The sequence below is a fragment of the Sphingomonas sp. UNC305MFCol5.2 genome, from assembly GCF_000712135.1.
Lineage (GTDB): Bacteria > Pseudomonadota > Alphaproteobacteria > Sphingomonadales > Sphingomonadaceae > Sphingomonas.
This window is the reverse complement of the sequence record NZ_JOOE01000005.1, coordinates 105,172-117,254: the sequence shown is the minus strand read 5'-3', so window position 1 is coordinate 117,254 and position 12,083 is coordinate 105,172. Positions and strand designations below refer to the sequence as shown.

Sequence of the window (12,083 nt, the reverse complement as noted above, 5' to 3'; positions counted from 1 at the left end):
CACTTAAGCCCCTCCCCTTCAGGGGAGGGGTTGGGGGTGGGGGATGTCTCATCGAGACCGTCGCCCGCGGACAGGCCCCACCCCAACCCCTCCCCTGAAGGGGAGGGGCTAAAAGGATCACCGCTCGCTAAGATAATAGCGGTCGCTCGCCACAAGCTTCTCGTCCAGCTCGTACACGATCGGCTGCCCGGTCGGAATCTCGAGGTTGACGATCTCTTCGTCAGGGATCCCCGACAGATGCTTGACCAACGCGCGCAGCGAATTGCCGTGCGCCGAGATCAGCACGCGCTTGCCCGTGCGGATCTCCGGCGCGATCCGCTCCTCCCAATAAGGCAGCACGCGCGCGATCGTGTCCTTGAGGCTCTCGGTCTGCGGGATCGGCACGCCGTGATAGCGTACGTCCCTGGCCAGGTCCCAGGGCGAGCCTTCTTCGGGGAGGGGCGGGGGCACGTCGAAGCTGCGGCGCCAGATCTTGACCTGCTCGTCGCCGTGCAGCGCCGCGGTCTCGGCCTTGTTGAGCCCGGTGAGGCCGCCATAATGGCGCTCGTTCAATTTCCAGCTCTTCTCCGTCGGCAGCCACAGCCGCCCCATAGCTTCCAGCGCGAGGTTGAGCGTCTTGATCGCCCGGCTCTGGAAGCTGGTGAAGGTCAGGTCGAAATCGAGCCCTTTCTCCTTCAGAAGCTCGCCTGCGGCCCAGGCTTCCTCGACGCCCAGCTCGGTCAGATCGACGTCCCACCAGCCGGTGAAACGGTTCTCGAGGTTCCACGCCGACTGGCCGTGGCGGATCAGGACGAGCTTGGGCATGGGGCCTCCTTGCAACACGTTGCGCAGGTCCTTAGCGACTGCGGCGGCGCGAACAAGCGGGAGACAGCCAATGGCGATCGTTCGGCGGACCTTGGTCTATGATGGCCCCGGCGGCCCGTTCGAAGGCGTCGCAGCATGGGACGAAGCGGTCGAAGGGCACCGCCCCTGCGTGCTCGTCCTGCCCAATGTGCTCGGCCAGAAGGAGGCGGACAATCTCAAGGCCGAGGCGTTGGCCGAACTCGGCTATGTCGCGCTTGCCGCCGATGTCTTCGGGCAAGGCAAGCGCACCGCGCTGCAATCCGAGGACCGCGCCCGCTATATGGATGCGCTCAACGCCGATCGCATTTTGCTCCGCGACCGGCTCGCGGCGTCGCTCGCTGCACTGACCGGCCTCCCGCAGGCAGATCCGGACGCGGCTGCCGCGATCGGCTTCTGCTTCGGCGGCAAATGCGTGCTCGACATGGCGCGTGCCGGGCTCGGCATTCGCGGCGGGATCTCCTTTCACGGCGTGTATGATCCGCCGGATTATGCGGGCCCATCGCCGATCACCGCGAAATTGCTCGTCTGCCACGGCTGGAACGATCCGATCTCGCCGCCCGACGCGACCGTCGCGCTTGCCGAGGAACTCACCAGGTGCGGCGCCGACTGGCAGCTCCATGCTTATGGCCATGCCGGTCACGCCTTCACCGATGTCGGCAGGGCGGGCCCGGGCAATATCGCCTATGAGCCACGCGCCGATCGCCGGAGCTGGCGGGCGATGACGGACTTTCTTGCGGAATTGTTCGCCTGAACCGTGCGTGGGCTGGCGGGCTTCGACCGGCATGCGCCCCGAAGCAGACAAGTCAGGCCGCCATTCGCGAACCCGCCTCGACGAAGGCCTCATTGGTGGCTGTGACGTCTATCGATAAAGGCCCATCGTCACCTTGAGCATCACGGGCTCGCCGGTGAAATTGAGGCCGTAATCGATCTGGTCGCCATTCCAGCGGCGGCGCATCGTCCATTTGCCCGCGATGAAGCTGCCTTCTTCGGCGCTGATGATCTGTGCCTGTTGGTTCACCGCGGTACCGGCGGCCGTCAGCCGGACCCGGACATGGCTCCCGCTGATCAGGAAGGTGTCCGGTGCCAGCTGCGCCGCGACCAATCCGCCGACCGGCGCGTCAGCCATCGGGTGCGGATCGATTTTGTTCCAGCTCGACCAGCCCGGTTCGCCCATCTGCCACAGGCCATATTCCGCCGCGATTTTCCAACGGCCGAAGACTTTGGCCTGCGTCTTCGCGCCCTTCGCCGTACCCCAAACGGGGTTCTCGAAAGCGATGCGCGCCCAATCGCGCGCCATCGGTGCGAGCATAGCATATGGGCCGGCGAACGCCTCCATGGTCGCGGCATCGAGCGCCTTGGCGCCGAGCGGATAGTTGAAGAAGCCGGTGGCATCCATCCCGAAGGGCGCGAAGCCGATCGCGCCGCGGCCCAGCGCGGGCCACAGGAAACGCCCATAGTCCAGTGCATTGCCGATCTCGGGCACCATCAAGGCATTGTCCGGCCGGGCATATTTTTCGAGAAAGCTTTCCACCGCCGCCGCATCGCGCGTGTAGATGTCCGGCGCGACGAGATCGATGTGCGGCGCCGCCGCCTTCCATATCGGGATCACGTTCCAGTTCGGCCCGCCCGAGGGGCCGACATTGCCGCCCTCATCGGTGAAGGCGTCGCCGAGCGCCGCGTTCACGTACATGGGGAGCGGCATCGCCGCCTTACCCGCCGCGGCGACTTCGTCGATGTAGCGGGCGAGGTGCCAGGTCTGGAAATATTGCTCCGCACGCTTGCCGAACAATGCGGTCCAGCTTCCCGGCTTCACCTTGAGCGCGCGGACCAGCTCCGCGGGGACATCGCCCTTGAACAGGCGATCCGCCTCGCGCGCGTGATCCCGGGCAAGGCCATAGCTGCCCGCCTCGTTCTCGGGCTGCACCATGATGACATTGTGGTCGGCGTCGATCTTCGCGAGGTGCCGCATCATCATGACGAAGGCACGCTTGTCGGCCTCGAGAGTGTTCCGCCCGTGCGGGCTGAGCACATAATGCGTCGTGCCGTCGGGCTTCTTCATGCGCGGAAAACGGGCGGTGTCGCGCTTCACCCATTCAGGCGCATAGCTGTTACCCGTGTTCTTCCACGTCGCGAACCACAGGAGCACGAGCCGAACCTTGCGCGCACGGGCCTGTTCGACGAGAGTATCGAGGAACGAGAAGTCGAACTGCCCCTCGACCGGTTCTACCTGCTCCCAGGCGATGGGGATTTCGAGCGTGTTGGCGTGCATGGCCTCGATCACCGGCCAGACTCTCGGGAGCATCGCCGGATAGTTGCTCGAATTATTGGCTTGCGCGCCGAGCATCAGGAACGGGGCTCCGTCGACGAACAACGCATGGCGCCCGTCGCGCGAAACCAGCCGGGGAAGCTCTTGCGCCGACGCAGGCGCGGACGCGACCGTTGCGAGCATCAGCGCGCACCTTGCCAAAAGTCGCCACATTCGAACCGTTCCTTCAGTCATGCGTCGCACGAGATACGCGGCTTTTCGCGAACCAGGTTCATGGGGCCGTAGCGCTCACCACCTGCACCAGTTGCGCTACATCCTGCCCCAGCGGAAATTTGGTCTTGCTGGAGAGCGTCCCGCTGCCGTCGTTCCAGATGAGCTCGGTCTTGGTTCCACCGCCCCGGCGATACGCGTTGGTGGTGCCGTCGTCGTCATACAGAGTGAACCGTGCGTCCCGTCCCGGATAGACGCGGATCGCCTGCAGCTTTTGCTTCTCCGCCGTGCTCGAGACCGGTGCGCCGATGGGCAGGATCGATCCGGCGCGGACATAGACCGGGATCCGCTCGATCGGTGCCGCAGCGTCGATGGTCTGGCCGCCGGTGTATCGCTGGTTGGTCCAGTAATCGTACCAGTCGCTCCCTTTGGGCAGATAGACGCGGCGGCTCGTGCGTCCCTGTTCGGTGACCGGCGCCACGAGGAAAGCCGACCCGAGCATGTACTCGTCGCCGATATTCACGACCGCCGGATCATCGGGGAAGTCCATGAACAGCGCGCGCATGAACGGTGCGCCCGTTTCATAGGTCTGCCGGCCGAGCGAATAGAGATAGGGGATGAGCGCATAGCGAAGCCGCAGATAGTCGGCGAGGATCGGCTCGGCGGCTTTGCCATATTCCCAGATGGCGGTTGCCGGTCGCTGACCGTGAATGCGCAGCGTCGGCGTAAAGGTGTTGTACTGGAACCAGCGCACGAACAGCTCGGGATAGTCGGTATAATCCTGCCCCATGGCAGTGGCGCCCGTCGGATCGACGAGCACTGGACGCTCCGCCTTTGGTCCGCTCGGCCACATCCAGCCGCCAGTGTCGCTGCCCCAATAAGCCAGTCCGCTCGCAGTGAAGTTGAGACCGGTCGGTACCTGACGGCGCAGGGCTTCCCATGTCGAATGGATGTCCGACGACCAGAACAGGGAGCCATGGCGCTGCGCCCCCAGATACGCGGCGCGCGCTAGTATCAGGTTACGCTTGTCGGGGAAGTCGCGAGCCGACCCTTCCGCGACGCTGCTCGGATGAACCAGGGGATAGAGATTGTAATAGCGATCGCCCGATCCGATCGAATAGAAATGACCGCTCGGGACGAGGTCCGGCTCGGTTTCGTCGAGCCAGAACCAGTCGAAGCCCTCGCTAGCGATATTGTCGCGGATCTTCGTCCAGAACCACTGCCGCGCCTCCGGATTGGTGCTGTCGAGCAGCGCGCCGGCGCGATCTGAGCGTACCGCGAGGCCATCCGCGGTGTGGCCATCGGGATCCTTGAGCAGCCACCCCTTCGCCGAGAGCATGTCGTAATAGCGCGATTCGCGTTCGAAGCGCGGCCAGACGCTGATGATCGAATGCAGGCCTCGCTCGTGGAGCTCCCGGTTCATGCCGGCAGGATCGGGGAAGGCGTTCCGATCGATGTCGAGCTGCCCCATCCGTGTCCAGTGGAACCAGTCGAGGACCATGATGTCGAGCGGGTATTTCCGGCTGCGATAACCTTCCGCGACGCGCATCAGTTCGTCGCGATTTTCATAGCGTGCCTTGCTCTGGATGAGCCCGAATGCGGCCTTTGGCGGCAGAGGCGTCTCTCCGGTCAGCTTCGCATAGCCCGCGTATATCTCGTCGGTGCTTTTCCCGGTGATGACGAAGAACGAGACCCGCTCGCCGACCTCCGACTGGAAGCGCGTCGATCCGTGAAGGCCGGGCGAGACGGCGGTCGCCGACGGATTGTCCCAGACGATGCCATAGCCCTTGTTGGTCACGAGGAACGGGACGCATACGGTCTCGCCGGCAGGCGCATCGTAATTGTGGCGGCAGTCGATCGTGCGTCCGCGCAGATCGAGGATGCCCTCCTGGTTCTGCCCGAGGCCGTAATAATGCGTGTCAGCGGTGTCGGCGAAGCTCGCGCCTGCGCGGAAGGTCTTTTCCCCGTTCACCATCTGCGGCGCCAGTTCCCACCCGTTCATCCGGGTGATCTCGCGCCCGTCGGCACCCGAGATCGAGATCGACACCGGCGGGAGCGAAGGCGCGAAATAGCGTTGCATCTGGGTCGGAGGCTTTGGCCAGGGCTCGGCGTTGACCGTCACGCGAAGCGCGGACGAAGTGAAGACGTCGCCGGATGGGTCGCTGCGATGCGCCCAGCCGGCCGAACTCGCCTTGGCGCTGATCCCGTAGCCCGGTCCCTGATCGAGTTCCTTCCTGTCGAGCGCGATCGTCACATGCACGATGTTCGGGCCATAGGCCTCGATCGATACCATGCTGCCGTTGCGGTCGACCGTGGCAAGCGACTGTGCGGCTGCAGGACTCGCGCACAAGGCGGAAGCAGCGAGCAAAAGAATACGCAGGTTCATAACTCTTCCCTTGATGATGTGCGGCGCGGATGGAGGCCTCGCGTCATTGCGGTGCCGGACGCGCGCGATAAGTCAGATTGCGGAAGGTGGCGGCGCCCTTACCCGACGCGTAGATGCCGGGCCGCAGGCTCAGAAAACCGTCCGCGACATTGTGGTTGTAGCCGGCGACTTCGAAAGAGCGCTCCTTGGTCCAGCTTTTCCCGTCCAGGCTATGAAAGAAGGTGACGACGTTCTCGTCGTTGACGGCGCGCAGATGCAGACGTCGAGTCGTGGCAGGGCCGCCGGGTGGCCAGCGTTCCTCCTGACCGATGCGATAGGCGTGCAGCTTGCCCTCGGAGAGCCCCAGCCCGCAGAACAGCTTCTCGTTGTAGAAGAGGAGCAGCCCGCCCTGCGCGGCGCCGTCGATCTCGATCTCGACCGATACGTCGTAGGATCTGTCGCCCGCGACGAACAGCAAGGGCGACGCATCGGCCGGGCCCGTTCCCTCGCCCGCGAGTTGCAGCACGCCGTCCTTGAGCTTCACGCGCCGGGAATAGTCGCCCTGCGACGCATGGAAGGCGAGCTTCTTGTCGAAGCTGTCATCGCTGAAACCGGAGAGCGCGATCCCGTGAGAACCCGTGGATGCGGGACGTGGCTTGGCGAGCGGGCGCGAAAGGTCGCCGCCGGTCGCTTTCGGCCAGCCGTCCGAGCTCCACGCCATGGGCTCGAGCAGCATCTGGCGCCCGAGCGTGCGGAAGCCGTTCTCATAGCCGTGATAGATGAGCCACCAATCGCCTGCGGGTCCCTGGACGGGAGTCGCGTGCCCGCGCGACCACCAGGGCTCGTCCCGGTGTGCGGTGCGGACAATGGGATTGTGCGGGCAATTTTCCCACGGGCCATGGATCGACCGCGACCGGGCGACGACGACCATGTGGCTCGTCGGTGGCCCGGCGGTGCCGCCCTGGCCCGAGAACATGTAGAACCAGCCGTCCTTGCGCAGCAGCTTGGGTCCCTCGAGCGCGAAGCCCTCGATGATCCAGTCGTCGGGGATGGGCCAGCCATCATAGACGTGCTCGACCTCGCCAGCGGCCGACAGGCCATCGTCGCTGATGCGCACCCGGCGCCCGCCATTGAAGAACAGATAGCGCTTGCCGTCCTCGCCGACCGCGTGACCCGGATCGATATAGCCGTCGAGCCGCATGTCGACCGGGTCGCTCCACGGGCCCCGCATATCGTCGGCGTGGATCACCCAGGTTTTGAGCGGCCGAGCGGAGTCGTGGGGGTCGAGGGCGGGAATATAGATGAAGTAGCGCCCTCCATGCCTGGAGATATCGAGCGCCCATACCGTCCCGATATATTTGCGCAGCGCGGCGGCAATCGGCGTCCAGTGGACAAGGTCCCGCGAATGCCAGATCGGGATCCCGGGATAATATTCGAACGAGGAGAAGGTGGCGAAATAGTCCTCGCCATCTTTCAGCACATTGGGATCGGGCCTGTCACCGGCGAGGACGGGATTGCGGTACCGGCCATCCCCGAGATCGGCGATGCGCTGCCCCTCGGCGCCCGTCCTCCAGCCTGGCCGGCCAACGGCGCGCCCCTGCGACGCCGAACCGGCAGCTGCGACTGGCGCGGCGACCCCGAGGGTGCCCGCGGCGCCGAGCGCCAGATGGAGGGTCTCGCGACGTGTGGTTCTCATTTTCGGGTTCCGACCGGCTCCAGCAGCGCGAGCACCACATCGTTGCTTCGCATCGGCACGCGCAGCGCATAGGTGCCGGACCTTGCGACGCGTACCGTGCGCGTCGTCTCGGGTACGTCCCGCGAGAGCTGCTGCAACTCGGCCAGTTGCGCCGCCGAGAGCGTGGCCGGCGAGCCCATTTCGAGATAACGTGTGTGTGCGTCGTTAGCCTTGAAGCCGGTGCGGCGGATCGACAGCCGGTAAGTGCCGGGCGCGAGGCCCGCGAAACGCAGTTCGGCCGGCGCGGCGCTCCGTGCGGGCAACACCTTGGTGAAGAACGGCCGGTTGCTCAGCGTCTGTTTCGGCTGCTGCCAGTCCCAAAGCAGCACTGCGGTGCGGTTGCCCTCGGTGGCGATCCAGCTCTGCGCGTCGTTCGAGGGCACCTCGCGCCCGCGCAGCAGGTTGAGATATTTGTACGCGAAGAAGGCCGGCTTGCGGATGCCTTCGCGATTGATGAGGCCGAACCCGCCGTGGAAAGGCGTGGGAGGAGGGCCAGCTTCCTCGAACAGGTCGCTATAGGTCCAGTAGCTCATCCCTTGTGCGAACGCGCGCGTGGCCCTGAGCTTGGTCAGGATATAGGCGGCGCTGATATAGGAATCGTGGACCGGGTCGCGGGGATTATAGCTTGCGCTCCATTCGGTGAAGAATAGCGGCAGGCGCGGATATTTCGACGCGGCGATCTGCTCGCGCACGCGGCGGACATCGCCGACGACTGCATCGGGGTTGGTCGACAGCCGATTGTCGTCATGGCCCATCTCGTCGAGAAAACCGCCGTCCACGCCGTAGGTGTGCGTCGCGACGAAATCGACCGGAAGTTCGCGACGATGGGCGTAATCGAGGAACTCCGGCACCCAGGCGGCGCCCGCCGTCGCCGGCCCCCCGACGCGCAGGGCCGGATCGATGGCCTTGATCGCGCGGGCGCTCGCTTCGTAGAGTTCGAAATAGACCTTCTGGTCGGCGCGTTCCCAGAAGCCGCCGAGATTCGGCTCGTTCCACACCTCGAAATACCAGCTGCGCACTTCGTCGGCGCCATAGCGGCTGCGCAGATGGCGCACGAACGCGTCGACAAGCGCGCTCCACGCCTTCGGCTCGGGATGCGAGGTGTTGCCCTTCCAGTAGAAGATCGTCTGCGGCGAGCTCGCCATCGCCTCAGGCGTGAAGCCGAGTTCGACGAACGGCTTGATCCCCATGCCGAGCAAGGCGTCGTAAAGCTGGTCGATCTTCGTCCAGTCATAGACGGTCCGCTGGTTCTCGATCCGTACGGTGCCGAGCACGTCATGGAAGATGGCGTGGAAGCGGATATAACGAAAGCCGAGCTCGTCGACGGCGGTCTTGAGCTGTGCGAGGCTCTCCGGGCGCATCAGCGTTCCCGGATAATCGGATCCCACCGAAAAGTTGAACGATCGGTCCAGCGGTCCAGCGGCCTTGCGCACGTCCACCGCGATGTGCCTCGATTGTGCCTGGGCGGTACCCTCCGGCTGGGCAGACGAAGCCGGCGCCATCGCGCATGCGGCCGCTGCCGCGAACGCCATGCCGAGTCCATTGAAGTTCATTGCGCCACCTGGCGCGCCATGGTGCAGTTCATTGCGATATAGTCCTCATGTCTGGGCATCGCCTCGGCCGTCCGGGCGACGATCTCGCGCATATGGTTCATGAACCGGATGGTCTCTCCGACGGGCAGCGCCGCCATCAGCGGATCGGCAGCTCGCGGAACGATGTTCTGGCCGAGAAGGACGGCGATCCAGCTCTCTTCGGTAAAGAGCGAATTGTGCGCCCTGAAGATTCGTCCCTTTTCGCGCCACAGCGCGATCCGCGCGGCGAGGCTGTCCGGGATATCCATCGTGCGGCAATGGTTCCAGAAGTCGGAATCGGCGCGCTCGGTCGCGTGATAATGCAGGATGATGAAATCGCGGATGTGCTCGTATTCCTCGATCAGCCAGCGATTATATTCGTCGATCTCGATTCTGCTGAAACCGCGGTCCGGAAACAGCGACATCAGGCGAAAGATGCCGGACTGGATCAGATGGATGCTCGTCGATTCGAGCGGCTCGATGAACCCGCCGGCGAGGCCGATCGCCACGCAATTCTTCTCCCAAAGCTTCTCCCGTCGGCCCGCAGTGAAGCGAAGCAGGCGCGGTTCGCCGATCGTCGGCGCGTCGAGCCCGTCGAGCAGCCGCTGCAACGCGGCCTCCTCATCGGTATGCGCGCTCGAGAAGACGTGGCCGTTGCCCACGCGGTGCTGCAGAGGAATGCGCCAGCGCCATCCGCCCTTCTCGGCGCTCGATCGCGTATAGGGGACGGGCGGCGCGATCGCCGCGCTGGGCACCGCGAGGGCGCTGTCGCAGGGCAGCCAATGCTGCCAGCTGCGATAGGGAACGCCCAATGTCTGCCCCAGCAACAGCGCGCGGAATCCGCTGCAATCGACGAAGAAGTCGCCTTCGATCCGCCGGCCGTCTTCGAGGACGACCGCCGTGATATGCCCCTCGAGCGGCGACTGCTCGACGTTCGCGATCTTGCCCTCGACGCGCGTCACACCACGCGCTTCCGCATGCCCACGCAGGAACCGGGCATAGAGGCCGGCATCGAAATGATAGGCGTAAGCGAGGCCGGACAGTACCGCCTCGGGATTGCTGGCGGGCTTGGCGAAGCGCCGCCGCCGGGCTGCCGCGATCGAGATGGCATAATCGTCCACCGGGCCTGGATCCGCATCGCCGCCCAGCAGATGCTGGCGCAGCCAGATCTGGTGGAAATTGATGCCCAGCGTCGAACGGCCATATTTGCCGAAGGGATGGATGTACCTGTCCCCCGGTTTGCCCCAGTCGACGAACTCGATCCCGAGTTTGAAGGTGCCGCAGGTCGCGGCGACGAATTCGTTCTCGTCGATGCCGATTGCGGCATTGAAATCCAGCAAGGGCGGGATCGTCGCTTCGCCCACCCCGACGGTGCCGATCTCGTCCGATTCGACCAAAGTCACCGCGACGCCCGCATCGACCATGCGCGATACCGCGGCCGCGGTCATCCACCCGGCCGAGCCGCCGCCGACGATCACCAGCCTGGTGATCGGTGCTTCCGTCGGCGGCGGCGTCATGCTGCGTTCGCGCCCTGACCGAAGCCGGAGCGTTGCGCGAAGCGGACCAGTTCGCGGTTCGACGGCAGCTGGCGGAGTGCGAATTCGCCCTGCTGCCGGATCTTGGAAAAGGCCGCCTTGGCCTCCTCCCGGAACCGGAAAACGCCGGCCTTGGCCGAGAGATCGGTTTTCCAACCCATCCCGTACAGCACATATTGCCAGCTGGCCTCCGTGAAGATGTCCACGTTCCGGTCGACGTCCATCTCGTTGGGCGGCCGGAACCGCCAGCGATCGAGCAGTTCCTTCAAGCTGTCGGGAACCGAGGCCGGATCGACATTGTCGCGCCAGAACTGGCTGTCGCGTCGTTCGCTGATGCAATAATGCAGCTTGATGAAATCGAGCGTGCGCTCGTAGCGGCGACGCAGGTTCGCATTGAACTGGCGCGCCGAAGTCTCGAAATCGCCGGCCCAGGGGAAGAGATTGGCGATCATGCCCGCGGCGACTTCGGAGAAGACGATCCCGGTCGCTTCGAGTGGTTCGAAAAATCCGCTGGAAAGGCCGACGGCCACGCAGTTCTTGTACCAGTTCACTTCGCGATACCCGGCGTCGAAGCGGAATCTGCGGGTCTCCAGTGCCGCACCGGCGGGGCCGACATAGGCGCGCAGAACGCGTTCCGCCTCGTCCGCATCGCTATGCGCGGACGAATAGACATGGCCGATGCCGCGCCGGGCTTCGAGCCCGATGTCCCAGATCCATCCCGCCTGCTGGGCAGTCGAGACGGTATAGGAAGCGATCGGGTCGTCCGGCTGGGCATAAGGCACCTGGATCGCCACCGCGCCGTCGCAGAAGAGCACGTCGCGGCAGGATTTCCATGGCTGGCCGAGCGCCTTGCCGATCAGCTCCGCGCGGAAGCCGGTGCAGTCGATATAGAGGTCCGCCGTAAGGACGCCGCTCTCGGCGCCACGCACTCCGGCGATTGCCCCGTCTTCGCCCAGCAGCACTTCCTGCACGGTATCGACCAGATGCGTCACGCCATTGGCTATGCCCTGCTCGCGCAACAGCACGGCGAGCGACACCGCATCGAAATGAAAGGCATAGTTCAGTGGTCCGACGAAATCGGGATGGCTCGGCAATTTGGGAGCGCGGTACGCATCGGCCGCGCGCTTCTGCGGTGTGTTGACTTCGTCCCAATTGGCATCGCCGGCGAGACCGAGCAGCCAATAAGGGAGGAGCTCCAGACCATCGCGGTCGTCGGTTTCCTGAAAGGCATGAAGATAGTGATCGTGCCCCGGCGTGCCGGGCGTGTGCCGCCAATGGACGAACTTGGCGCCTTGCTTGAAGGTGGCGCCGCAACGGCGGACCAATTCGGCTTCGTCGATTCCGATCCGCGCCAGCGTCCTGCGGATCGTCGGGAACGTGCCCTCGCCAACGCCGAGAATGCCGATATCGTGCGATTCCACCAAGGTGATCGCAACGCCGCCGGGACGGTCGGCGCCAAGTATTCGTGCGAGATATCCGGCCGTAATCCAGCCTGCGGTTCCGCCCCCCACGATCAGGATGCGCCGGCCATCGGAAACCATCGATCCACTCCGAGCAA

General features: G+C 64.8%; 8 protein-coding genes. 1 reads left to right on the top strand and 7 read right to left on the bottom strand.

From position 1 onward, the window contains the following. Positions 1–117: 117 nt before the first annotated feature. A complete protein-coding gene (gene gpmA / locus BR78_RS0119860; RefSeq protein ID WP_025587488.1) occupies positions 118–804 on the bottom strand; it encodes a 2,3-diphosphoglycerate-dependent phosphoglycerate mutase in 687 nt (228 codons plus the stop codon). A 70-nt stretch (positions 805–874) separates the two neighbouring features. Between gpmA and BR78_RS0119855 the strand changes: the two genes are divergently transcribed. Then, entirely contained in the window at positions 875–1,594 is a 720-nt protein-coding gene (locus tag BR78_RS0119855; protein ID WP_025587490.1) for a dienelactone hydrolase family protein, read from the top strand. 108 nt (positions 1,595–1,702) lie between these two features. Here BR78_RS0119855 and BR78_RS0119850 read toward each other — a convergent pair whose 3' ends face one another. From BR78_RS0119850 to BR78_RS0119825, 6 genes are all read right to left on the bottom strand, one after another. After that, on the bottom strand, positions 1,703–3,292 hold the full coding sequence (locus BR78_RS0119850) for a DUF5597 domain-containing protein (protein WP_037567246.1): 1,590 nt from the start codon (positions 3,290–3,292) through the stop codon (positions 1,703–1,705). Between the two features lie 88 nt (positions 3,293–3,380). Further along, positions 3,381–5,705 (bottom strand): glycoside hydrolase family 31 protein, encoded by a 2,325-nt coding sequence (locus BR78_RS0119845; protein ID WP_029937498.1) that lies wholly within the window; start codon positions 5,703–5,705, stop codon positions 3,381–3,383. Between the two features lie 43 nt (positions 5,706–5,748). Next, positions 5,749–7,380, bottom strand: a complete 1,632-nt coding sequence (locus BR78_RS0119840; RefSeq protein WP_025587494.1) for a family 43 glycosylhydrolase — start codon at positions 7,378–7,380, stop codon at positions 5,749–5,751. Beyond that, on the bottom strand, positions 7,377–8,972 hold the full coding sequence (locus BR78_RS0119835) for a GH39 family glycosyl hydrolase (RefSeq protein WP_025587496.1): 1,596 nt from the start codon (positions 8,970–8,972) through the stop codon (positions 7,377–7,379). The genes BR78_RS0119840 and BR78_RS0119835 overlap by 4 nt, the downstream gene beginning before the upstream one ends. Beyond that, a complete protein-coding gene (locus BR78_RS0119830) occupies positions 8,969–10,507 on the bottom strand; it encodes a tryptophan halogenase family protein (protein ID WP_025587497.1) in 1,539 nt (512 codons plus the stop codon). Before BR78_RS0119830 ends, BR78_RS0119835 begins: the two co-directional genes overlap by 4 nt. Next, entirely contained in the window at positions 10,504–12,066 is a 1,563-nt protein-coding gene (locus tag BR78_RS0119825; RefSeq protein ID WP_025587499.1) for a tryptophan halogenase family protein, read from the bottom strand. Before BR78_RS0119825 ends, BR78_RS0119830 begins: the two co-directional genes overlap by 4 nt. Positions 12,067–12,083: the final 17 nt, after the last annotated feature.